This is a genomic window from Paracoccus simplex (genome assembly GCF_042648325.1).
Lineage (GTDB): Bacteria > Pseudomonadota > Alphaproteobacteria > Rhodobacterales > Rhodobacteraceae > Paracoccus > Paracoccus simplex.
The window spans coordinates 156,850-178,084 of record NZ_JBHRXE010000008.1 but is presented as its reverse complement, the minus strand read 5'-3'; the positions used below and the strand labels follow the sequence as shown (position 1 = coordinate 178,084).

Below are 21,235 nucleotides of genomic sequence, written 5' to 3'. Positions count from 1 at the left end.
ATGCGCTCAGGGGGTGATGAACTCGATCCCCGGCAGGGCGGCGATCTCGGCCATGTCGGCGTCATAGGCGGCGGTGATGCGGTCGACCAGCTCCTGCGTCCAGCCCGGCAGGTTCAGCTGCACCTCGATCTGCTCGGGCAGGGCGTGCTTTTGCAGCGCGGCCGAGAAGATCCGCCGCCGGGTCTCGATGGTCAGGCGCTGTTCCTGGGCCAGGGCGTCGCGGATCATCTTGATCCCGTCCGGATGCAGGATATCGCCCAGAATCTGCAATCCCGCCTTCAGCGGCACATCGCTGGGCATGGTCGAGATGCGGCGCACCACCTCGGGCCAGATCAGCGAGGTGTCCTCGTGGCACCAGACCACGATGCGGCGGCCGGGCAGCGCGGCCAGGATGCGGCGCATGGCCGGGGCCCAACGCAGGCTCATCGGGTCGATGCCGCCCATCACCTCGGCATAGGTGCCGCTGCCTTCCTGCGCCAGAACGAAGGGGATCAGCGTGGCGGGGTTCTTCAGCGCCATGAAGAACTCGATCTCGGCGCTGGGAAACAGGTTCGCCAGCGCCGCCATCTTCTCGCCGGCATTGGCATAGAGCCCGTCGGACGAGATGGCCCGCTCGGCCTTGCCGAGGAAGGTGGGCGTGCTGCAGATGATTCGGTGCGGATCGTCCGATTCCAGGATCGCGTCCAGCATCACCTGTTCCATGTCATCCGTGGCCTGCGCGCCGTTCAGGGCGCTCAGCGCCTCGCCGAAGACCTCGCGGTGACGGTTCGGCGTGACCGGCTCGATGCCGTTGCGCAGCAGCCAGTCGCGGTTCTGCAACAAGGTCTTGACCATGCGGTAGAGATCGGTGCCGTGAACTCCGCAATGAAAGACGACCTGCATGCTGCCCGCCACTCCTGACTCGTTTTCGGCGGCACAGTAACCAGCAATGCCGGCCAGGAAAACCTCCTGGTTGAAACTCGGGACGCAAACACCGGATCCACTGCCGATTGCCGCGAGGTCAAGCGCGCCTTTCGGGAATTTTTGCGGATTTTCAATTGTATTGTGTTTCTATCACGCTGTAGTTACCCCGGCGTCAATCGAAAGATCCGCGGCGGGATTGCATGCTGCGGGATATTCGAAAATATTATTTCAATCATTGCAGGCCACCAGCAATTTATACGAACGCATTTCGACGACCGGGGCAGGGGGAAAATGCTGAACGACATACAGACCATCCTGGCCGCGCGTTCGGCCGAGGCTGTCTGGCGGCACTATGTCGGGCGGCTGGCCGGGCTGGGCTTTCCGCATGTCTCCTATTACGGCGCCCGGCTTCTTGAAGCCTCGGGCGAGCGGATGATCGACGACAGCATCTTCCTGTCCAGCTATTCGCCGCGGCTGTTCCAGGAAATCCTCGCGCAGGGCGGGTTCGAAAGCGTGCCGATGTATCGCTGGATGACCCAGAGCACCGGCAGCGAAAGCTGGGCCTGGATGCACCGGCGGCGGCTTGCCGGCCGCCTGACCCGGCTGGAAGAGCGGATCATGGACCTGTTCGCCCGGCACGGCCATGCCTCGGGCTATGCGGTCAGCCTCAGCGACAGCGTGCAGCGGGTGCGGGCGGGGGTGCTGCTGAGCGGCGCGATCGGCATGCGCCAGGACGGTCTGGACGCGGTCTGGCGCCGTTGCGGGCAGGGGGTCGAGGCCCTGACCGGGCTGATGCATCTGCGCCTCTCGACCCTGCCCTATACGCCGCCCGAGACCATGCTGACCCTGCGCCAGCGCGAAGTGCTCGAACATATCGCCGCCGGCCGCACCACGCCCGAGATCGCCGAGATGCTGGACCTGACCCCGGCCACGGTCGAGAAGCACCTGCGGCTGGCGCGCAAGGCGCTGGGGGCCCGGACCACCGCGCAGGCGATCCTGCATGCCGCCCATCGCCGGCAGATCTTCATCGACCCGGGCGAGCCCTGCAACCAGGCGGAAGGCGGCGCCCAGTCCGCCAGATCCGGCGCCGAGCCCTGGCGCTTCCTGTCCTTTGCCGAGGCGCTGCCCAGGGATCGGGTGGTGCTGGACGCCGGCGAGGGGGAGATCTGAAAACCGGCGGCACACGCCGTACACCCTGCGTACACCGGGCATACACGATGATACGCACGGGAAAGCCCGGCCCGCGCCGGTCCGGCGCAGGGGCCGCCGGCCGCATCGCATCCGCCAACCGGACTGCACCGCGGGGCCTCGGGCGCCGATCCGGCGCGACCTCTGGCAATGACGCGGCGACGGGCGAGGAAGGGACAGCCGGGACGAACGCGGCGCAAGCGGGACGAACGCGGCGCGAGCGCCAGGGCCCCGACATGAAAACGCCGGCCGCGAGGGCCGGCGTTCGTCAGTGCATGGCCCGGAAGGATCAGGCGCCGGCGCGGGTCTTGGCGACCTCGGCGGCGAAGTCCTCTTCCTTCTTCTCGATGCCTTCGCCGACCATCACCCGGGCATAGCCGGTGATCTCGACGCCGGCTTCTTTCGCGGCCTGCTCGACGGTCAGGTCGGGATTGACCACGAAGGGCTGGCCCAGCAGCGTGTTCTCGGCCACGAATTTCTTCATCCGGCCGGGAATGATGTTGTTCTGGATCACGGCCTCGGGCTTCGGCTTGGCCGAGGCGGCGTTCTCCTCGAGGGCCTTGGCGGTCTGCACTTCCAGCTCGCGCGCCAGCAGCGCCGGGTCCAGCGTGGCTTCCGACAGCGAGACCGGGTTGGTCGCGGCGATATGCATGGCGAACTGCTTGCCGATGGCCTGCGCCTTCTCGGCGTCGCCCTTCAGCGCGACCAGCACGCCGATCTTGCCCAGGCCATCGGCCGCGGCGTTGTGGACGTAGGAGACGACGGTATCGCCTTCCAGCAGGTGCATCCGGCGCAGGGTCATGTTCTCGCCGATGCGGGCGATGGCGTCGGTCAGCACGTCGGCGACCGGCTTGCCGTTCAGATGCGTGGCGCGCAGCACCTCGACATCGGTGGCGGTTTCCAGCGCGACCTCGGTGATCTCGCGCACCAGCTGCTGGAAATCGGCGTTCTTGGCGACGAAGTCGGTTTCCGAGTTGATCTCGACCGCGACGCCGCGGCCGGCATTCACCTGCACCCCGACCAGACCCTCGGCGGCGACGCGGTCGGCTTTCTTGGCGGCTTTCGCCAGGCCCTTGGTGCGCAGCCAGTCGATGGCGGCTTCCATGTTGCCGTCGGTCTCGGTCAGCGCCTTCTTGGCGTCCATCATGCCTGCGCCGGTCGTTTCGCGCAGCTCTTTCACCATCGCAGCGGTGATAGCCATCCGGGTGTCTCCTTGCTTTTCAATGCGTCAGGCGGGGCTTATCCCCGCCTGATGACTGTTCCGTAAATCCCCGCAGGGGGTGGCGGGCCCGTGGCGCGGGCCCCGCCGATCAGGCTTCGGCGGCTTCTTCGGTGGCCTCGCCGGCCAGCTCTTCCTCGACGCCGGCTTCCAGCGCGCCCAGGTCCACGCCGGCAGCGCCCATCTGCGCGGTCATGCCGTCCAGCGCGGCGCGCGAGGCCAGGTCGCAATACAGCGCGATGGCGCGGGCGGCGTCGTCGTTGCCCGGGATGATGTAGTCAACGCCCTTGGGCGAGCAGTTGGTGTCGACCACGGCGACGACCGGGATGCCCAGCTTCTTGGCTTCCAGGATGGCCAGGTCTTCCTTGTTCACGTCGATGACGAACAGCAGGTCGGGCAGGCCGCCCATCTCGCGGATGCCGCCCAGCGAGGCCTGCAGCTTGGCCTGCTCGCGTTCCATCTGCAGCCGTTCTTTCTTGGTCAGGCCCTCGGCGCCCGAGGACAGCGTCTCGTCGAGCGCTTTCAGGCGCTGGATCGACTGCGAGACGGTCTTCCAGTTGGTCAGCGTGCCGCCCAGCCAGCGGTGGTTCATGTAATACTGGGCCGATTTTTCGGCGGCTTCGGCGATGGCCTTCTGGGCCTGACGCTTGGTGCCGACGAACAGGACGCGGCCGCCCTTGGCGACGGTGTCGCGCACGATCTGCAGCGCCGCGTCCAGCATCGGCACGGTCTGGGTCAGGTCGAAAATGTGAATGCCGTTGCGTTCACCATAGATGAACTCGGCCATGCGGGGGTTCCAGCGCTGGGTCTGGTGGCCGTAATGAACGCCAGCTTCAAGCAGCTGACGCATGGAGAAATCGGGAAGCGCCATGTCATGTCCTTTCCGGTTTGCGCCTTGGCGGGGCTTTCAGGGGCTTACCCCAACCGGTGGACCGTCGAAGGATGTCTCCCTCCGGGGCCCGACCCCGCCTGTGAAGTGCGCGCGGCATAGTCCCTTCCGGCAGAGAATGCAAGCACTTTGGCGCGAAGGCCGCCGCGGCGCCCGGCCCGCGCCGGGCAGGGTCGGACGGAAACCGGAATCCGCTGCCCGTCAACCTGGCCTTAACCTCTCTGCGCCATGTTGGCGCCGGAACGGGGGATGCCAGCCGGAGATATGCCGCATGAGTGCAGGAAGATCCAGAGACGAGCGCCGGATTCGCGGCCGGAGGCACGGGCCGGGGCGGACGTGGACGCGGACGTGGACGCAGGCGTGGACGCGGGCGCGGGCATGGCGCTGACGGTGCTGGTCCTGCATGCCAGCGCCGATCTGCGCGAACGCACCGCGGGGGCGCTGCGCCAGGCGGGCATGGCGGTCGCGCTTTCCGGCGACGGCAGCGAGGGGCTGGCGCTGCTGCAGGACCGCCGGGTCGATGCGATCATCACCGGGATCGCCTTGCCCGGGCTGGACGGCTTCGGCTTCATCGAGGCGGTGCGGCGGCAGGAGCGATTGCGGGCGGTGCCGATTCTGGTGCTTTCGACGGCGACGCTGCCGGAGCTGAAAAGCCGGGCGCGCAATGCCGGCGCCGCCGGCTGGCTGCCGCAGCCTTTCGACGCGCGCCAGCTGGTGGCGAGCGTCCGGGCGGTCACCGGATGAGGGCGGCGGCCAGCCCGCGCTTGCGCCCGCCCGCGCCAAAGGCTATCGGAATGGAAAAGGCCGGTTTAGCTCAGCTGGTAGAGCAGCTGATTTGTAATCAGAAGGTCGCGGGTTCGATTCCTGCAACCGGCACCATGATCCAGCAAGGCGGGCCGTCGTCCGGGGCTGGCAGCCGGCATCGCTTCCGGCCCGCGACGATCCGGGCCGCAAGGGCCTGCCGGGCCGGTGCCGCCCAAGTCGAAATCGCCCGAGTCGAAAACGCCCGCGCCGAAATCGAGGACCCATGCCCTTCACCATCGCCATCGACGGACCCGCGGCTTCGGGCAAGGGCACCATCGCCCGGGCGCTGGCCCGGCAGTTCGGCTTTGCCCATCTCGATACCGGGCTGCTTTACCGCGCCGTCGGCGCCAAGCGCGGCGATCCCGTGGCCGCGGCCCGCAGCCTGGCGCCCGAGGATCTGGCCCGCGACGACCTGCGCAGCGCCGAGGCCGGACAGGCCGCCAGCCGCGTCGCCGCCATCCCCGAGGTGCGGGCCGCGCTGGTCGAGTTCCAGCGCCGCTTCGCCCGCTCCGAGCCGGGGGCGGTGCTGGACGGGCGCGACATCGGCACGGTGATCTGCCCCGGGGCCGAGCTGAAGCTCTACGTCACCGCCAGCGACGAGATCCGCGCCCGCCGCCGGGCGCTGGAACTGGGCGCCGACGAGGCGCGCATCCTGGCCGAGCTGCGCGAGCGCGACGCCCGCGACGCCGCCCGCGACGTGGCGCCGATGCGCCCGGCCGCGGATGCGCTGCTGTTCGACACCAGCGAAATGAGCATCGAGGAAGCGGTGGCCCGCGCCATCGCCTGCGCCAGGGAGGCAGGGGCATGAAGAGCGTTTTTCAGTTTTCCGATCTGCGGGTGCCGGTGATCCAGGCGCCGATGGCCGGCACCGCGACGCCGCGTCTGGCCGCCGAGGTCAGCCGGGCCGGGGGCATGGGCTCGATCGGCCTCGCTGCCGCCAATCCCGCCCAGGCCGCGGCGATGATGGCCGAGACGCGCGAGCGGCTGGGCTCGGACCGCTATGGCGTCAACCTGTTCTGCCATCGCCCCGCCCAGGCCGATCCGGCGCGCGAGGCCGGCTGGCTCGACTATCTGGCGCCCGAGTTCCGTCGTTACGGCGCCGAGCCCCCGGCCCGCATCGAGGAGATCTATCGCAGCTTCCTCGACCATGACGAGATGCTGCGCGCGGTGCTGGCGGCGCGGCCGGTGCTGGTCACCTTCCATTTCGGCCTGCCCGCGGCCGAGCGCATCGCCGCGCTGCGCGGCAGCGGCGCCATGCTGGGCGCCTCTGCCACCTCGCGCGCCGAGGCGCTGGCGATCCGCGACGCCGGGCTCGACCTGATCATCGCCCAGGGCTACGAGGCCGGCGGGCATCGCGGCATCTTCGAGCCCGACGGTCCCGACGCGCGGCTGTCGACCGAGGCGCTGATGCGCGACCTGCTGGAGCTGAGCCTGCCGGTGGTCGCGGCCGGCGGCATCATGGACGGCGCCGATGCCGCGCGCTTCCTGCGGGCCGGGGCGGCGGCGGTGCAGATGGGCACGGCCTTCGTCGCTTGCCCGGAATCGGCGGCGAACGACGCCTATCGCACCCGGCTGGCCGCGGCCCGGCCCGGCGACACGGTGATGACCCGCGCCATCTCGGGCCGGCCGGCGCGCGGGCTCGCCAACCGGCTGACCGCATTGGGCGAGGCCGAGGCCGCGCCGCCGCTGCCGGACTACCCGATCACCTATGATGCCGCGAAGCGCCTGCAGGCGGTGGCGGGCGGCTCGGATTACGCGGCGCAATGGTGCGGGACCGGGGCGCCGCGTGCCCGCGCCATGCCGGCGGCCGCGCTGGTGGCCCTGCTGGCGCAGGAGATCCGGGCGCATTTCCCCGGCCTCGGCGCTTGCCAGAGCGGCGAATGAAGGCTATATCGCGCCCGTCAGGGTAAGCGATGGGGCCAGAACAGGCCGCTTCACACAGGGTCGGGCGCATGCCGCGACCCTTTGCGCTTATCCCGGCGCCTACAAAGAGACCGGCGGAGCCAACCGCATGGCCAGAAATAATCGAAAAGGAAACTGGATCTATATGTGCGCTAAAGCGACCATGGAGGAGTTCGAGGCCCTCCTGAACGAAAGCCTCGCCATCGACACGCCCGACGAGGGCTCGGTGGTCAAGGGCAAGGTCATCGCCATCGAGGCGGGCCAGGCCATCATCGACGTCGGCTACAAGATGGAAGGCCGCGTCGATCTGAAAGAATTCGCAAATCCCGGCGAAGCCCCCGCCATCGCCGTCGGCGATGAGGTCGAGGTCTATCTGGACCGCGTCGAGAACGCCCGCGGCGAGGCTTCGATCTCGCGCGAGAAGGCCCGCCGCGAAGAAGCCTGGGATCGCCTGGAAAAAGCCTATGCCGCCGAAGAGCGCGTCGAAGGCGCCATCTTCGGCCGCGTCAAGGGCGGCTTCACGGTCGATCTGGGCGGCGCTGTCGCGTTCCTGCCCGGCTCGCAGGTTGACGTCCGCCCGGTGCGCGACGCAGGCCCGCTGATGGGTCTGAAGCAGCCGTTCCAGATCCTGAAAATGGACCGCCGCCGTGGCAACATCGTCGTGTCGCGCCGCGCCATCCTGGAAGAAAGCCGCGCCGAACAGCGCGCCGAAGTCATCGCCAACCTGACCGAAGGTCAGACGGTCGAGGGCGTGGTCAAGAACATCACCGAATACGGTGCGTTCGTCGATCTGGGCGGTGTTGACGGTCTGCTGCACGTCACCGACATGGCCTGGCGCCGCGTCAACCACCCGTCCGAGATCCTGTCGATCGGCGAGACCGTGAAGGTCCAGGTCGTCAAGATCAACAAGGAAACCCACCGCATCAGCCTGGGCATGAAGCAGCTGCAGGCCGATCCGTGGGATACCGTCGGCTCGAAGTTCCCGATCGGCTCGGTCCATACCGGGCGCGTGACCAACATCACCGATTACGGCGCCTTCGTGGAGCTGGAAGCCGGTGTCGAGGGTCTGGTCCATGTCTCGGAAATGAGCTGGACCAAGAAGAACGTCCATCCCGGCAAGATCGTCTCGACCTCGCAGGAAGTCGACGTCATGGTGCTGGAAATCGACGAAGCCAAGCGCCGCGTGTCGCTGGGTCTCAAGCAGACCATGCGCAACCCGTGGGAAGTCTTTGCCGAAACCCACCCGGCCGGCACCGTCATCGAGGGCGAAGTCAAGAACATCACCGAATTCGGTCTGTTCGTCGGCCTCGAAGGCGATATCGACGGCATGGTTCACCTGTCGGACATCTCGTGGGATGCCCGCGGCGAAGACGCGATCCAGGATTTCCGCAAGGGCGATGTGGTGAAAGCCGTCGTTCAGGAAGTGGATGTCGACAAGGAACGCATCTCGCTGTCGATCAAGGCGCTGGAAAACGACCAGATGGCCGAAGCCGTCGAAGGCGTGAAGCGTGGTTCGGTCATCACCGTCACCGTGACGGCGATCGAGGATGGCGGCATCGAGGTCGAATACAACGGCATGAAATCCTTCATCCGTCGTTCGGACCTGGCCCGCGACCGTCAGGACCAGCGCCCCGAGCGCTTCCAGGTCGGTGACCATGTCGACGTCCGCGTCACCAATATCGACACCAAGACCCGCCGTCTGGGCCTGTCGATCAAGGCCCGCGAGATCGCCGAAGAGAAGGAAGCGATCGACCAGTATGGCAGCTCGGATTCGGGCGCTTCGCTGGGCGACATCCTGGGCGCCGCGCTGAAGGGCCGCGGCTGAGGCCGCGCGCCCGGACCGGGGCAAGGCGCCCCGTCGGCTGATCCTTGCGCCCCCGGGTTGTCCCGGGGGCGCTTTTCATTGCGGATTTCCGCGTATTGCCCCATAAAGGCTTGAAAAGCACGGCAACCAAACCCGCCGCCGCGCGTTCTCGGATTGATTGCCACAACGCCCGACCTATGATCGGGGGCAGGAATTCGTTGGAACACCAGATTCAGGAAACGCAATGATCCGATCCGAACTGATCCAGAAAATCTCCGAAGAGAACCCGCACCTGTTCCAGCGCGATGTCGAGCGGATCGTGAACACCGTCTTCGAGGAGATCATCGACGCCATGGCACGCGGCGACCGGGTGGAGCTGCGCGGCTTCGGCGCCTTCTCGGTCAAGAAGCGCGACGCGCGCCAGGGCCGCAACCCCCGCACCGGCGAGGCGGTCAGCGTCGACGAAAAGCATGTGCCCTTCTTCAAGACCGGCAAGCTCTTGCGCGAGCGGTTGAACGGCGAGGCCGAATAGGCCAGATTGTCCGCGACCCATTCAGCGGAGTAAGCCATGCGCGCGATCCGGATCTTCTTCCTTGTCATTCTGGCCATCGTGCTGATTCTGCTGGCGGTGGCGAATCGCGACCTCGTCACCGTCAGCCTGCTGCCCGAGGCCTTCGCGCCCTTTGCCGGCGGGCAATGGTCGCTGACCATGCCGGCCTTTGTGGCGCTGTTCCTGGCCATGGTCTTCGGCGTGCTGGTCGGGCTGGTCTGGGAATGGCTGCGCGAGTCGCATCTGCGCGCCGAATCGAACCGCCGCGCCCAGCACCTTGCCGATCTGCAGCGCGAGGTGGGGCACCTGCGCAAGACCCATGCCGCGCCGCGCGACGAGGTTCTGGCCATCCTGGACGAGGCGCCGGCCCGCAAGCCGGCGGTGCAGCCCGCCGGCGCGAACCTGCCGGCGACCCGCTGAGCCGATGACTGTTTCCGTCAAGATCTGCGGCCTGACCGAGGCCGCTGGCCTCGCGGCGGCGGTCGAGGCCGGGGCGCGCTATGTCGGCTTCGTCTTCTTCCCGAAATCGCCGCGCCATGTCTCGCCCGAGGCGGCGGCCGAGCTCGCCGCGCAGGTGCCGCTGGGCGTGGCCAAGGTGGGGCTGTTCGTGGATCCCGACGATGCGGCGCTGGATGCGGTGCTGGCGCGGGTGCCGCTGGACCTGATCCAGCTGCACGGCGCCGAGACGCCGGCCCGGGTGGCCGAGGTCAAGGCGCGCAGCGGCCTGCCGGTGATGAAGGCGGTGGGCCTGGCCGAGCCGCAGGATCTGGATGCGCTCTGGGATTACGGCCTCGTGGCCGACATGCTGCTGATCGACGCCAAGCCGCCCAGGGATGCCGTGCTGCCCGGCGGCAACGGCCTCGCGTTCGACTGGCGGCTGCTGGCCGGGCGGCAGATCCTCAAACCCTGGCTGCTGGCCGGCGGCCTGACCCCCGAGAACGTGGCCGAGGCGCTGCGCCTGACCCGCGCGCCGGGGGTCGATGTCTCCTCGGGCGTCGAAAGCGCGCCGGGCGTCAAGGATCCCGAACGCATCCGCCGCTTCATCGCCCGCGCCACGGCGCCGATCCTGTGAGCCCCGCCGTCACTTTCCGCGCGGCGCGGCGCGACGAGGTGGCCGCGGTGGTCGCCCTGCTGCGCGACGACATGCTGGGTCGGGCGCGCGAGCGCGATGACCTCGGCCCCTATCTCGCCGCCTTCGACGCCATGCAGGCCGAACCCGCGAACCAGCTGATCGTCGGCGCAATCGGCGGCGAGCTGGCCGCCTGCTACCAGATCACCTTCATCTCGGGCCTGTCGCTTTCCGCCGCCCGCCGCGCCCAGATCGAGGGCGTGCGGGTCCGCCCCGACCTGCGCGGCCAGCGGATCGGCGAGGCGCTGATCGGCGACGCCGAGGCCCGCGCCCGCGCCGCCGGCTGCCGCCTGCTGCAGTTCACCACCAACCGCAGCCGCGGCGACGCGCATCGCTTCTACGACAGGCTCGGCTTTACCCCTTCGCATATCGGATATAAGAAATCCCTCTGACGGGCTATCCCTCCGACGGGCTTTCACCGTTTCCCAAATACCCATTCCGACCGCGCCGCGAGGAGAGCCATGGCCGAAGATCTCATCAACAGCTTCATGACCGGCCCGGACGAGCAGGGCCGTTTCGGCATCTTCGGCGGCCGCTTCGTCAGCGAGACGCTGATGCCGCTGATCCTCGATCTCGAGGCGGAATACGAGCGCGCCAAGGACGACCCGTCCTTCTGGACCGAGATGGACGCGCTGTGGAAGCATTACGTCGGCCGTCCCAGCCCGCTTTATTTCGCCCCCCGCCTGACCGAGGAGCTGGGCGGCGCGAAGATCTACCTGAAGCGCGAAGAGCTGAACCATACCGGCAGCCACAAGATCAACAACGTGCTGGGCCAGATCCTGCTGGCCCGCCGCATGGGCAAGACCCGGATCATCGCCGAGACCGGCGCCGGCCAGCACGGCGTGGCGACCGCGACGGTCTGCGCCCGCTTCGGGCTGCAATGCATCGTCTACATGGGTGCCCATGACGTCGAGCGCCAGGCGCCGAACGTCTTCCGCATGCGGCTGCTGGGCGCCGAGGTGGTGCCGGTCACCTCGGGCCGCGGCACGCTCAAGGACGCGATGAACGATGCGCTGCGCGACTGGGTGACCAATGTGCGCGACACCTTCTACTGCATCGGCACGGTGGCCGGCCCGCATCCCTATCCGGCCATGGTCCGCGACTTCCAGCGCATCATCGGCCGCGAGACCCGCTGGCAGCTCGAGGAGCAAGAGGGCGAGGGGCGGCTGCCCGACAGCGTGGTCGCGGCGATCGGCGGCGGCTCGAACGCCATGGGACTGTTCCATCCCTTCCTGGACGAGCCCTCGGTGCGCATCATCGGCGTCGAGGCCGGCGGCAAGGGCGTGGACGAGCGCATGCAGCATTGCGCCAGCCTGACCGGCGGCCGTCCCGGCGTGCTGCACGGCAACCGCACCTATCTCTTGCAGGACGAGGAAGGCCAGATCCTGGAAGGGCATTCGATCAGCGCCGGGCTCGACTATCCCGGCATCGGTCCCGAACATGCCTGGCTGAAGGAACGCGGCCGCGCCGAATATGTCAGCGTCACCGATGACGAGGCCTTGGCGGCCTTCCAGACCCTCTGCCGGCTGGAAGGCATCATCCCGGCGCTGGAGCCCAGCCATGCGCTGGCCCATGTCGTCAAGATCGCGCCCGCCTTGCCCAAGGATCACATCATGGTGGTGAACCTGTCGGGCCGCGGCGACAAGGACATCTTCACCGTCGCCAAGCATCTGGGCGTCGAGATCCGCACCTGAGGCAAAAGGCACGCGCTCTATTTCGCGGCGCGCGCCTCGGCCACCAGCTCGGCCAGTTCGGCCTTGCTCAGATAGCCGAACACCGCCCGGTCGCCGGCGATGAAGCTGGGCGTGCCGACCAACCCGATCTCGTCCGCCAGTTCCAGCGACCGCTCGATCCGCTGGGTGATCTCGGGCGCCTGCATGTCGCGTTGCAGCCGCGCCACGTCCAGCCCGACCTCGCGCGCGACGCGCAGCACCGAGGCCTGCTCGGCCTTGCCGTGCATCGCCATCAGGGCGCGGTGAAACTCGGGATACTTGCCCTGCGCCTGCGCGGCCAGCGCCGCCATGGCGGCAAAGCGCGAGCCCTCGCCGAAGATCGGGATCTCGTGCACCACCAGCTTCAACCCGGGATCCGATTCCAGCAGCGCCGCCACCTGCGGCGCGTTTTTCCGGCAGAAGCCGCAATTGTAATCCGAGAACTCGACCAGTACCGCATCGCCCTGGGCATTGCCCATCGCCGGCAGGTCGGGACTGCCGAACACCGCCTGCTTGATCGCCGCGATCTCGGCCGCGCTGTGATCCTGGGCCTGGGCCTGGGCCTGGGCTGGCGCCAGCGGCAGGGCGCAAAGCAGCGCCAAGGCGATTGCGGCAAGGGGACGGGGCATGGCATCAGTCCTTTGCTGTGGCCCAACCTGAAAGCCACTGCCGGGCGCGTGGGTCAAGGGCCGTGGCATGACAATAGCGTGGGAGGGCAGCATGGAGCCAGACCTGTTCGGAACCCGCCGCGACGAACCCATCGGTTCCGGCGCCGTGATCCTGCGCGGTTTCGCGCTCGACCCCGCGATGCTCGACGAGGTCGCGCGCATCGCCGGCCTTTCGCCCTTTCGCCACATGCAGACCCCGGGCGGGCGGCGGATCGGCGTCGAGATGACGAATTGCGGCGCGCTTGGCTGGGTCAGCGACCGCCGCGGCTATCGCTACGAACCGCGCGACCCGCTGACCGGCCAGCTTTGGCCCGAGATGCCGCCGCGCTTCCGGCAGTTGGCCGAGGCAGCCGCGGCGCTTGCGGGCTTTCCCGGCTTCCGGCCCGATGCCTGCCTGATCAACCGCTATGTGCCGGGGGTGAAGATGGGCCTGCACCAGGATCGCGACGAGGCGGGATTCGACGCGCCCATCGTCTCGGTCTCGCTGGGCCTGCCGGCGACGTTCCAGTTCGGCGGGCCGGAGCGCGGCGATCCGGTGGCGAAGCACAGCCTGAACCACGGCGACGCGGTGGTCTGGGGCGGGCCGGCGCGGCTGAACTGGCACGGCATCCTGACGCTGCGGCGGGGCGAACATCCGCTGACCGGCGCCTGCCGCATCAACCTGACCTTCCGCCGGGCGGGCTAGGGTCCGGGGGACGCAACGAAAAAGGGCCCGCCGCCAGGCGAGCCCCGTTTTCAGGCCAAAGCGCCGCTTATTCCATGAAGAAGGCGAAGCGGATCACGAACAGCGCGGCCACCACCCAGGTCGCGGCATGCACCTCGCGCGCGCGGCCGGTCAGCAGCTTGATCACCGCGTAGCTGACGAAGCCGAAGGCCAGGCCGTTGGCGATGGAATAGGTGAAGGGCATCATCAGCGCCGTCAGCACCGCCGGGGCGGATTCGGTGACGTCGGCCCATTCGATTTCCTCGAACTCGCGCACCATCAGGCAGGCGACGTAAAGCAGCGCCGGCGCCGTGGCATAGGCCGGGACCGAGCCCGCCAGCGGCGCGAAGAACATCGCCAGCAGGAACAGCACCGCCACCACCAGCGCGGTCAGCCCGGTGCGCCCGCCCGCCTGCACGCCCGAGGCGCTTTCGACATAGGCGGTGGTCGAGCTGGTGCCCAGCATCGAGCCGGCCAGAATCGCGGTGGAATCCGCCATCAGCGCCCGGCTCAGCCCGGTATTGGTATGGGCCGGCCCCTCGGTCAGCAGCCCGGCGCGCTTGGCCACGCCGATCAGCGTGCCGGTGGCGTCGAAGACCTCGACCAGCACCATGACCAGGATGACGTGGAAGATGCCGACGGTCAGCGCCCCCGCCACGTCGAGCTGCAGGAAGGTCGGCGCGATCGAGGGCGGCATCGAGACCACCCCGGCGAACGGGCTGGCGCCAAGCGCGATCGAGACCACGGTGATGACCAGGATGCCGATCAGGATCGAGCCGCGCACCTTCAGCGCGTCCAGGGCCGCGATGATGAAGAAGCCCAGCACCGCCAGCAGCGTGCCGGTCTGGGTCAGGTCGCCCAGCCCGACGAAGGTCGCCGGATTGTCCACCACGATGCCGGAATTCTTCAGCGCGATCAGCCCCAGGAACATGCCGATGCCGGCGGCGATGGCGCTGCGCATGGATGCGGGAATGCCGGCGATCAGCCAGCGCCGGATGCCGGTCACCGACAGGAACAGGAACACCAGGCCCGAGATGAACACCGCCCCCAGCGCCTGCTGCCAAGTGAATCCCAGCGCGCCGACCACGGTGAAGGCGAAGAAGGCGTTCAGCCCCATGCCCGGCGCCATGCCGATGGGCCAGTTCGCCCACAGCGCCATGATCGCCGATCCCAGCGCCGCCGCCAGGCAGGTGGCGACGAAGACCGCGTTGCGGTCCATGCCGGTCGAGGACAGGATGTCGGGGTTCACGAAGATGATATAGGCCATGGTCAGGAAGGTGGTGATCCCCGCGATCACCTCGGTCCTGATGCTGGTGCCATGGGCCGTCAGGCCGAATTGCTTGTCTAGCACTGTTCCTCCCGTTGGACTGATGCTGGCGCCGCTGGCCGTCAGGCCCGATTGCTTGTCTGGCATGATTCCTCCCATTGGCGGATCCCCGCCATGGTGGCCAGATTATGCCCGGCGATCTTCAACGACCATGCAGGGTCTAGCGACAGAGTTTCAACAGAGCGTTTATAAACCGTATTTTCAAGGAAAATTTGGCTCTGTTTATAGAAATTCTCGGGTTGCCTGACAGGCCGGCAGGGTGATGAGTGCTAGTCAGCCAGAAAAGGGAAAAGGAAGCAAGCGATGCGATACAGCCGCGACATGATCGGTTACGGGCCCCGGACGCCGGACCCGCAATGGCCCGGAAACGCCCGGATCGCGGTGCAGATCGTCATCAATTACGAGGAGGGCGGCGAGAACAGCGTCGAGCATGGCGACGCCGCCTCGGAAGCCTTCCTGTCCGAGATCATCGGCTGCCAGCCCTGGCCGGGCCAGCGGCACTGGAACATGGAATCGATCTACGACTATGGCGCGCGCGCGGGCTTCTGGCGCCTGCATCGCCTGCTCAAGGACGTGCCGGTTACGGTTTACGGCGTCGCCACCGCGCTGGAGCGCGCGCCCGAGCAGGTCGCCGCCATGCAAGAGGCCGGCTGGGAGATCGCCACCCACGGCTATAAATGGATCGACTACCGCGACATCCCGCGCGAGGTCGAGGCCGAGCATATCGCCCGCGCCGTCGAGTTGCACACCCGCGTCACCGGCGAGCGGCCGCGCGGCTTCTACCAGGGCCGCACCTCGATGAACACCGTGGGCTTGGGATGCGAGGAGGGCGGCTTCGAATACCTGGCCGACACCATCGCCGACGACCTGCCCTATTGGCATGTCCACAACGGCAAACCGCAGCTGATGGTGCCCTATACCATGGACGCCAACGACATGCGGTTCTCCTCGGGCCAGGGGTTCGGCACCGGGGTCGAGTTCTTCGACTACCTGCGCGACAGTTTCGACGTGCTTTATGCCGAGGGCGAGGCCGGGGCGCCGAAGATGATGTCGATCGGCCTGCATTGCCGCCTGGCCGGCCGGCCGGGCCGGGCCATGGCGGTCAAGCGCTTCCTGGACCATGCCCGCAACCACGAGGGGGTCTGGTTCGCCACCCGGCTGGACATCGCGCGGCACTGGGCCGGGACGCATCCCTGGCAGCCCCGACCGCGCCCCTCGCAGATGGAGCGCGCGGCGTTCGTCGAGACATTCGGCGGCATCTACGAGCATTCGCCCTGGATCGCCGAGCGGGTCTGGGACGGCGAGATGGGCGCCATCCACGACACCGCCGCCGGGCTGGCGGCGCGCATGGCGCAGGTGTTCCGCAGCGCCTCGGACGAGGAGCGGCTGGCCGTGCTGCTGGCGCACCCGGACCTGGCCGGCAAGCTGGCCGCGGCCAAGCGCCTGACCGCCGACAGCACCGCCGAACAGGCCAGCGCCGGGCTGGACAGCCTGACCGATGCCGAGCGGGCCGAGTTCGACCGCCTGAACACCGCCTATGTGGAAAAGCACGGCTTCCCCTTCATCATCGCGGTGCGCGACCACGACAAGCCGGGGATCATGGCCGCCATGCGCCGGCGCATCGACAACGACACCGCCACCGAGCGCGTCGAGGCCGAGCGCCAGGTCAGCCGCATCGGCGCGCTGCGCCTGCAGCAGATGCTGGGCAGCAACTGAGCCCGACCCCGGCCGCCGCCATGGCGGGCCGGGACCGCCACAGACGGACCGGGCAAAGCGATCCCGGCGCAACGGAGACCTGAGATGACCGCCAAGACCCCGACCTATGCCGGGCCTTTCGCCGGCCTGCCGCCGCAGACCGACCTGACCACGGACACCGCCACCTTCACCGAGGCCTATGCCGTCATCCCCGCCAGCACGATGCGCGACATCGTCACCAGCTTCCTGCCGGGCTGGACGGGGATGCGGATGTGGATGATCGCCCGGCCGCTCTCGGGCTTCGCCGAGACCTTCAGCCAGTATATCGTCGAATTGCAGCCGCAGGGCGGCTCGGACCGGCCCGAGGACGATGCGGGCGTGCAGGCGGCGATCTTCGTCACCGAAGGCGCCATCACGCTGACCATCGACGGCCAGGCGCATGATCTGCAGCCCGGCGGCTTCGCCTATATCCCGGCCGGCTTGGCCTGGTCGGTCAGGAACGGCGCCGAGACCGCGCGCTTCCACTGGTGGCGCAAGCGCTGGCAGGCCGTCGAGGGGCTGGAGAAGCCCGACGTCATCGTCGCCAACGAACGCGACATCGCCCCGATCCCGATGCCCGATACCCATGACAGCTGGGCCACCACCCGCTTCATGGACCCGACCGATATGCGTCACGACATGCATATCACCATCGTGACCTTCAAGCCGGGCGGCTCGATCCCCTTTGCCGAGACGCATGTGATGGAGCACGGGCTGTTCGTGATCGAGGGCAAGGCGGTCTATCGCCTGAACCGCGACTGGGTCGAGGTCGGGCCCGGCGATTTCATGTGGCTGCGCGCCTTCTGCCCGCAATGCTGCTATGCCGGCGGGCCGGGGAATTTCCGCTATCTGCTTTACAAGGACGTGAACCGCCACGCGCCGATCTGGAAGTGATGCTCCGACGCAGCCGGTATGATGCTCATGCCGGCTGCCGCTTTTTTTCCTGCCAGCGCGTGAGCCGGGGCGCGCGTCCGCACCGCCGAAGCTCCGGCCGTGCTACGGCCGGCTGCGGGACGCGCCGCTTGGCGCGATTTACCGGAACGATTCAGAGGGGGGATTGGTGCGGGTGGTCGGACTCGAACCGACATGCCTTGCGGCGGCGCATTTTGAGTGCGCTGCGTCTACCATTCCACCACACCCGCAACGATCCTCTACAAATCACAAATCCGGAACCCCCTCAAGGCCAATCTCCGCGGCTCGCGGCGGCGGAATTGCCGGGTGGCTCCTAGCGGGAATGATGGTCGCGCATGGTCAGATGCGCGATGCCCGCCGCCGCCAGCGCCAGCAATCCGATGGCCAGCAGCGGAACGCCCGCGGCGCTTGCCGCCCAGATCGTCAGCCCCGCAGCCAGGACCACGGCAAGGATCAGGATCAGGAAATGCGGCAACGGCATGGCACCCTCCATTCTTCTCAATATGGGTGGCAAATGCCCCGGCGAAAAGCCCCGTGCCGCAACCGGCGCGGCAGTTGGGCCTGCTTCGGCCGATTCCGGGCGGGGATGCGTGCCGGCGCTGGAAAATGTTCGCTAAATGTTCTAGTGTGGTGGCATGACCCTGCCACCCCGCAACCCCGACGAGATCCTGCGCGCCCGCGGCGCCGACTCGCGCCCCGCCGGCCGCTTCGAGCCCTATCAGGCCGAGCGCCAGCATGACGGCTGGGACATCCCCGAGGAACAGGCCCTGCTGCGCACCGAGGTCGCGCAGGAGCGGGCGCGCTCGATCATCACCCGCAACACCTCGCCCGACATCCCCTTCGACCGCTCGATCAACCCCTATCGCGGCTGCGAGCATGGCTGCATCTATTGCTTTGCCCGACCGAGCCACGCCTATCTGGGCCTGTCGCCGGGGCTGGATTTCGAGACGCGCATTACCGCCAAGCCCAATGCCCCCGAACTGCTGGAAGCCGAGATCGGCCGGCGCGGCTATGCGGTGGCGCCCATCGCCTTCGGCACCAATACCGACCCCTACCAGCCCGTCGAGGCGAAGCTGGGCATCATGCGCGGCTGTCTGCAGGTGCTGCATGACTGGAACCATCCGCTGAGCCTGGTGACGCGCGGTGCCACGGTGATGCGCGACCTTGATCTGCTGGGGGCGATGGCGGCCAAGGGACAGGTGATGGCCGGCGTCTCGATCACCACGCTGGACGCGGAGCTGGCGCGGCAGATGGAGCCGCGGGCCCCGGCGCCCTCGACCCGGCTGCGGATGATCCGCGGCCTGGCCGAGGCGGGCGTGCCGGTGCGGGTCATGGTGGCGCCGGTGATCCCGGTGCTGACCGAGCACGAGATGGAGCGCATCATGCAGGCCGCCCGCGATGCCGGGGCCAGCGCCGCCAGCATGATCCCGGTCCGGCTGCCGCTGGAGGTGGCGCCGCTGTTCCGCGACTGGCTGGACCGTCACCATCCCGGCAAGGCGGCGCATGTCATGGCGCGGGTGCAGGCGATGCGCGGCGGGCGCGACAACGATCCGCGTTTCGGCAGCCGGATGCGGGGCGAGGGGGTCGAGGCGGAACTCCTGCGCCAGCGTTTCCGGCTGGCCCGTAAGCGGCTGGGGCTGGTGCGCGAAGCCGAGGTGCTGGATTGCAGCCGCTTCGGCCCGCCGCCCCGGCCGGGGGACCAGTTGCCGCTGTTCTGACTATTCGCCCGGTCCCATGGCTTCAGCGATGCGGGCCGAGATCGCATCGGGGGTGGGGCGCGGTCCGCGCGGCGCCTCGACCAGCGCGTCGCGCATGGCGGCCAGATGCGCGGGCGTGGTGCCGCAGCAGCCGCCGACGATGCGGATGCCCATGTCGCGGGCCAGCACGGCGAATTCCGCCATGACCTCGGGCGTCGCGTCATAGATCAGCCCGCCGTCCTGATAGCGCGGCACGCCGGCATTGGGCTTGGCGATCAGCGGCCGCTCGTTGCCGGAGGCGGCGAAGCCCGCCACCGCCAGCAGCAGCTCGGCCGGGCCGGTGCCGCAATTCGCGCCATAGGCCAGCGGCGGATAGGGCAGCCGGTCGATCAGCGCCGCGAGCTGCGGCGGCGTCACCCCCATCATGCTGCGCCCGCCCGGCTCGAAGCTCATCATGCCGCACCAGGGCATGCGCACGGCCTGCGCGGCCCTGGCGGCGGCGCGCATCTCCTCGGCGGCGCTGATCGTCTCGATCCACAGCACATCGGCGCCGCCTTCCTTCAGCGCCTGCGCCTGTTCGGTGAACATGGTGGTGGCCTCGGCCTCGGTCAGCCGGCCCATCGGCGCCATGATCTCGCCGATCGGACCCATCGAGCCGGCGACGAGCACCGCGCGGCCGGCCTCGGCCACCGCCTCGCGCGCCAGCCGGGCGGCGGCGCGGTTCAACGCACCGACCCGGGCCTCGGCCTTGGCCAGCCGCAGCCGGCTGGCATTGGCGCCGAAGCTGTTGGTCAGGATGATGTCGGCACCCGAGGCGATCATCTGCCGGTGCAGTTCGCGCACCTTGTCGGGATGGGTTTCGCACCACAGGTCCGGCGCCTGTCCCGGCGCCAGCCCCATGTTGTAGAGATTGGTCCCGGTCGCCCCGTCGGCCAGAAGCCAGGGGTGTTCGCCGAGCATCCTCGACAGCAGGTCAGGCATGGTCTTTCCCGTTTTGCGGCAGGATGAGGGGAATCATAGCCCATCCTGCCGGGAAGTCATTGGAACATTTGCGGGCGCTCAGCGCGAGCGGATCATGCCCATGATGTCCTTGGCGCGCGCGACGATCGGCTCGGCGATGGCCTGCGCCTGACCGGCGCCGCGGCCGAGGATGCGGTCGATCTCGGCCGGGTCGGCCATGAACTCGGTCATCCGTCGGGTGATCGGCGCCAGCACCTCGACCGCGATCTCGGCCAGGGCGGGCTTGAAGCTGCCGAAGCCCTGGCCTTCGAACCGCGCCAGCACCTGGTCGCCGGTCTCGCCCGAAAGCGCGGCGTAGATGTTGACGAGGTTCTTCGCCTCGGGCCGGTCCTTCAGGCCTTCCATCGCCCCGGGCAGCGGGTCGGCATCGGTGCGGGCCTTGCGGATCTTCTGCGCGATGGCGTCGGCATCGTCGGTCAGGTTGATGCGGCTGGCATCCGAGGGATCGGATTTCGACATCTTCTTGCCGCCGTCGCGCAAGCTCATGACGCGGGTCGCCGTGCCCTCGATCAGGGGCTCGGTGATCGGGAAGAAATCGACGCCGTAATCGTGGTTGAACTTGGCGGCGATGTCGCGGGTCAGCTCCAGGTGCTGCTTCTGGTCCTCGCCCACCGGCACGGCGGTGGCGTGATAGGCCAGGATGTCGGCGGCCATCAGCGAGGGATAGGCCAGAAGGCCCAGCGACGAGTTCTCGCTGTTCTTGCCGGCCTTGTCCTTGAACTGGGTCATGCGATACATCCAGCCGACCCGCGCCACGGTGTTGAAAAGCCATGCCAGTTCCGCGTGCTGGGAAACCTGGCTCTGGTTGAACAGGATCGAGACCTCGGGGTCGACGCCCGAAGCCATGAAGGCCGCCGCCACCTCGCGGGTGTTGTGCCTCAGCTTCTCGGGCTCCTGCCAGACGGTGATCGCATGCAGGTCGACGACGCAATAGATCGTCTCGGCCCCCTTGCCCTGATAATCCGCAAAGCGTTTCAGCGCGCCCAGATAGTTCCCCAGCGTCAGCCCGCCCGAGGGCTGGATGCCGGAGAAAATGCGCTTGGCGAAGCTCGTGGTCATGGCACTACCTGCTTG

22 protein-coding genes and 2 tRNA genes are annotated in these 21,235 nt (G+C 68.3%); 15 read left to right on the top strand and 9 right to left on the bottom strand.

From position 1 onward, the window contains the following. Positions 1–6 precede the first annotated feature (6 nt). On the bottom strand, positions 7–882 hold the full coding sequence (locus ACFOMP_RS03795) for a hypothetical protein (protein WP_379027980.1): 876 nt from the start codon (positions 880–882) through the stop codon (positions 7–9). Between the two features lie 312 nt (positions 883–1,194). On the opposite strand from ACFOMP_RS03795, the gene ACFOMP_RS03790 reads away from it, so the two are divergent. Next, positions 1,195–2,073: a helix-turn-helix transcriptional regulator gene (locus ACFOMP_RS03790; protein WP_379027978.1), complete on the top strand. Its 879-nt coding sequence runs from the start codon at positions 1,195–1,197 to the stop codon at positions 2,071–2,073. 307 nt (positions 2,074–2,380) lie between these two features. Here the strand turns inward: ACFOMP_RS03790 and tsf are convergent, their stop codons facing one another. Together tsf and rpsB are read right to left on the bottom strand one after the other, a co-directional pair. Beyond that, entirely contained in the window at positions 2,381–3,292 is a 912-nt protein-coding gene (tsf, locus tag ACFOMP_RS03785) for a translation elongation factor Ts (RefSeq protein ID WP_379027976.1), read from the bottom strand. A 109-nt stretch (positions 3,293–3,401) separates the two neighbouring features. Next, positions 3,402–4,181, bottom strand: a complete 780-nt coding sequence (rpsB, locus tag ACFOMP_RS03780; protein ID WP_289895092.1) for a 30S ribosomal protein S2 — start codon at positions 4,179–4,181, stop codon at positions 3,402–3,404. A 354-nt stretch (positions 4,182–4,535) separates the two neighbouring features. On the opposite strand from rpsB, the gene ACFOMP_RS03775 reads away from it, so the two are divergent. From ACFOMP_RS03775 to trpB, 10 genes are all read left to right on the top strand, one after another. Beyond that, a complete protein-coding gene (locus ACFOMP_RS03775; RefSeq protein ID WP_289895093.1) occupies positions 4,536–4,943 on the top strand; it encodes a response regulator in 408 nt (135 codons plus the stop codon). Between the two features lie 59 nt (positions 4,944–5,002). After that, positions 5,003–5,078: transfer RNA gene (locus ACFOMP_RS03770), tRNA-Thr, on the top strand. A 148-nt stretch (positions 5,079–5,226) separates the two neighbouring features. Next, positions 5,227–5,811 carry a (d)CMP kinase gene (locus ACFOMP_RS03765; protein ID WP_289895094.1) on the top strand — a complete coding sequence of 195 codons (585 nt, stop codon included), beginning with the start codon at positions 5,227–5,229 and terminating at the stop codon, positions 5,809–5,811. After that, a complete protein-coding gene (locus ACFOMP_RS03760; RefSeq protein WP_379027973.1) occupies positions 5,808–6,887 on the top strand; it encodes an NAD(P)H-dependent flavin oxidoreductase in 1,080 nt (359 codons plus the stop codon). The genes ACFOMP_RS03765 and ACFOMP_RS03760 overlap by 4 nt, the downstream gene beginning before the upstream one ends. Before the next feature lie 163 nt (positions 6,888–7,050). Next, positions 7,051–8,730: a 30S ribosomal protein S1 gene (gene rpsA / locus ACFOMP_RS03755; RefSeq protein WP_289895096.1), complete on the top strand. Its 1,680-nt coding sequence runs from the start codon at positions 7,051–7,053 to the stop codon at positions 8,728–8,730. A 157-nt stretch (positions 8,731–8,887) separates the two neighbouring features. Then, positions 8,888–9,241: an integration host factor subunit beta gene (gene ihfB / locus ACFOMP_RS03750; RefSeq protein ID WP_379027971.1), complete on the top strand. Its 354-nt coding sequence runs from the start codon at positions 8,888–8,890 to the stop codon at positions 9,239–9,241. A 36-nt stretch (positions 9,242–9,277) separates the two neighbouring features. Continuing rightward, positions 9,278–9,679, top strand: a complete 402-nt coding sequence (locus ACFOMP_RS03745) for a LapA family protein (protein WP_379027969.1) — start codon at positions 9,278–9,280, stop codon at positions 9,677–9,679. 4 nt (positions 9,680–9,683) lie between these two features. Next, positions 9,684–10,331 carry a phosphoribosylanthranilate isomerase gene (locus tag ACFOMP_RS03740; RefSeq protein WP_379027967.1) on the top strand — a complete coding sequence of 216 codons (648 nt, stop codon included), beginning with the start codon at positions 9,684–9,686 and terminating at the stop codon, positions 10,329–10,331. Continuing rightward, a complete protein-coding gene (locus tag ACFOMP_RS03735; protein WP_289895099.1) occupies positions 10,328–10,780 on the top strand; it encodes a GNAT family N-acetyltransferase in 453 nt (150 codons plus the stop codon). The genes ACFOMP_RS03740 and ACFOMP_RS03735 overlap by 4 nt, the downstream gene beginning before the upstream one ends. A 69-nt stretch (positions 10,781–10,849) precedes the next feature. Further along, positions 10,850–12,082, top strand: a complete 1,233-nt coding sequence (gene trpB, locus ACFOMP_RS03730) for a tryptophan synthase subunit beta (RefSeq protein WP_379027965.1) — start codon at positions 10,850–10,852, stop codon at positions 12,080–12,082. Positions 12,083–12,099: 17 nt separating this feature from the next. On the opposite strand, the gene ACFOMP_RS03725 is transcribed toward trpB, so the two are convergent. Further along, positions 12,100–12,729 (bottom strand): DsbA family protein, encoded by a 630-nt coding sequence (locus ACFOMP_RS03725; protein ID WP_379027963.1) that lies wholly within the window; start codon positions 12,727–12,729, stop codon positions 12,100–12,102. Between the two features lie 67 nt (positions 12,730–12,796). Between ACFOMP_RS03725 and alkB the strand changes: the two genes are divergently transcribed. After that, the gene (alkB, locus tag ACFOMP_RS03720) at positions 12,797–13,453 is read left to right on the top strand and encodes a DNA oxidative demethylase AlkB (protein WP_379027961.1); all 657 of its coding nucleotides are present in this window, start codon (positions 12,797–12,799) and stop codon (positions 13,451–13,453) included. A 67-nt stretch (positions 13,454–13,520) separates the two neighbouring features. Here the strand turns inward: alkB and ACFOMP_RS03715 are convergent, their stop codons facing one another. After that, complete coding sequence (locus ACFOMP_RS03715; protein ID WP_289895103.1) at positions 13,521–14,885, bottom strand: NCS2 family permease; 1,365 nt, start codon at positions 14,883–14,885, stop codon at positions 13,521–13,523. A gap of 216 nt (positions 14,886–15,101) precedes the next feature. Here ACFOMP_RS03715 and puuE point away from each other — a divergent pair, with 216 nt between their 5' ends. Continuing rightward, positions 15,102–16,514, top strand: coding sequence for an allantoinase PuuE (gene puuE, locus ACFOMP_RS03710; protein WP_379027959.1), 1,413 nt, complete (start codon positions 15,102–15,104; stop codon positions 16,512–16,514). Between the two features lie 84 nt (positions 16,515–16,598). After that, on the top strand, positions 16,599–17,426 hold the full coding sequence (locus tag ACFOMP_RS03705; RefSeq protein WP_379027957.1) for a bifunctional allantoicase/(S)-ureidoglycine aminohydrolase: 828 nt from the start codon (positions 16,599–16,601) through the stop codon (positions 17,424–17,426). Positions 17,427–17,590: 164 nt separating this feature from the next. On the opposite strand, the gene ACFOMP_RS03700 is transcribed toward ACFOMP_RS03705, so the two are convergent. Both ACFOMP_RS03700 and ACFOMP_RS03695 read right to left on the bottom strand, forming a co-directional pair. Then, a tRNA-Leu gene (locus ACFOMP_RS03700) sits at positions 17,591–17,674 on the bottom strand. A gap of 83 nt (positions 17,675–17,757) precedes the next feature. After that, a complete protein-coding gene (locus tag ACFOMP_RS03695; RefSeq protein WP_289895107.1) occupies positions 17,758–17,925 on the bottom strand; it encodes a hypothetical protein in 168 nt (55 codons plus the stop codon). Positions 17,926–18,079: 154 nt separating this feature from the next. Here ACFOMP_RS03695 and ACFOMP_RS03690 point away from each other — a divergent pair, with 154 nt between their 5' ends. Beyond that, on the top strand, positions 18,080–19,162 hold the full coding sequence (locus tag ACFOMP_RS03690) for a PA0069 family radical SAM protein (protein ID WP_379027955.1): 1,083 nt from the start codon (positions 18,080–18,082) through the stop codon (positions 19,160–19,162). Here the strand turns inward: ACFOMP_RS03690 and bmt are convergent, their stop codons facing one another. Together bmt and trpS are read right to left on the bottom strand one after the other, a co-directional pair. Next, positions 19,163–20,122: a betaine--homocysteine S-methyltransferase gene (bmt, locus tag ACFOMP_RS03685; RefSeq protein WP_379027953.1), complete on the bottom strand. Its 960-nt coding sequence runs from the start codon at positions 20,120–20,122 to the stop codon at positions 19,163–19,165. 78 nt (positions 20,123–20,200) lie between these two features. Further along, positions 20,201–21,220 carry a tryptophan--tRNA ligase gene (gene trpS, locus ACFOMP_RS03680; protein ID WP_289895110.1) on the bottom strand — a complete coding sequence of 340 codons (1,020 nt, stop codon included), beginning with the start codon at positions 21,218–21,220 and terminating at the stop codon, positions 20,201–20,203. Positions 21,221–21,235 lie beyond the last annotated feature (15 nt).

What these genes read in the sequence shown, in the direction of transcription:
- ACFOMP_RS03795 (WP_379027980.1), bottom strand. Translation starts at nt 882, where the DNA reads ATGCAGGTCGTCTTTCATTGCGGAGTTCACGGCACCGATCTCTACCGC.
- ACFOMP_RS03790 (WP_379027978.1), top strand. Translation starts at nt 1,195, where the DNA reads ATGCTGAACGACATACAGACCATCCTGGCCGCGCGTTCGGCCGAGGCT.
- tsf (WP_379027976.1), bottom strand. Translation starts at nt 3,292, where the DNA reads ATGGCTATCACCGCTGCGATGGTGAAAGAGCTGCGCGAAACGACCGGC.
- rpsB (WP_289895092.1), bottom strand. Translation starts at nt 4,181, where the DNA reads ATGGCGCTTCCCGATTTCTCCATGCGTCAGCTGCTTGAAGCTGGCGTT.
- ACFOMP_RS03765 (WP_289895094.1), top strand. Translation starts at nt 5,227, where the DNA reads ATGCCCTTCACCATCGCCATCGACGGACCCGCGGCTTCGGGCAAGGGC.
- ACFOMP_RS03760 (WP_379027973.1), top strand. Translation starts at nt 5,808, where the DNA reads ATGAAGAGCGTTTTTCAGTTTTCCGATCTGCGGGTGCCGGTGATCCAG.
- rpsA (WP_289895096.1), top strand. Translation starts at nt 7,051, where the DNA reads ATGTGCGCTAAAGCGACCATGGAGGAGTTCGAGGCCCTCCTGAACGAA.
- ACFOMP_RS03745 (WP_379027969.1), top strand. Translation starts at nt 9,278, where the DNA reads ATGCGCGCGATCCGGATCTTCTTCCTTGTCATTCTGGCCATCGTGCTG.
- ACFOMP_RS03740 (WP_379027967.1), top strand. Translation starts at nt 9,684, where the DNA reads ATGACTGTTTCCGTCAAGATCTGCGGCCTGACCGAGGCCGCTGGCCTC.
- trpB (WP_379027965.1), top strand. Translation starts at nt 10,850, where the DNA reads ATGGCCGAAGATCTCATCAACAGCTTCATGACCGGCCCGGACGAGCAG.
- ACFOMP_RS03725 (WP_379027963.1), bottom strand. Translation starts at nt 12,729, where the DNA reads ATGCCCCGTCCCCTTGCCGCAATCGCCTTGGCGCTGCTTTGCGCCCTG.
- alkB (WP_379027961.1), top strand. Translation starts at nt 12,797, where the DNA reads ATGACAATAGCGTGGGAGGGCAGCATGGAGCCAGACCTGTTCGGAACC.
- ACFOMP_RS03715 (WP_289895103.1), bottom strand. Translation starts at nt 14,885, where the DNA reads ATGCCAGACAAGCAATCGGGCCTGACGGCCAGCGGCGCCAGCATCAGT.
- puuE (WP_379027959.1), top strand. Translation starts at nt 15,102, where the DNA reads ATGCGATACAGCCGCGACATGATCGGTTACGGGCCCCGGACGCCGGAC.
- ACFOMP_RS03705 (WP_379027957.1), top strand. Translation starts at nt 16,599, where the DNA reads ATGACCGCCAAGACCCCGACCTATGCCGGGCCTTTCGCCGGCCTGCCG.
- ACFOMP_RS03695 (WP_289895107.1), bottom strand. Translation starts at nt 17,925, where the DNA reads ATGCCGTTGCCGCATTTCCTGATCCTGATCCTTGCCGTGGTCCTGGCT.
- ACFOMP_RS03690 (WP_379027955.1), top strand. Translation starts at nt 18,080, where the DNA reads ATGACCCTGCCACCCCGCAACCCCGACGAGATCCTGCGCGCCCGCGGC.
- bmt (WP_379027953.1), bottom strand. Translation starts at nt 20,122, where the DNA reads ATGCCTGACCTGCTGTCGAGGATGCTCGGCGAACACCCCTGGCTTCTG.
- trpS (WP_289895110.1), bottom strand. Translation starts at nt 21,220, where the DNA reads ATGACCACGAGCTTCGCCAAGCGCATTTTCTCCGGCATCCAGCCCTCG.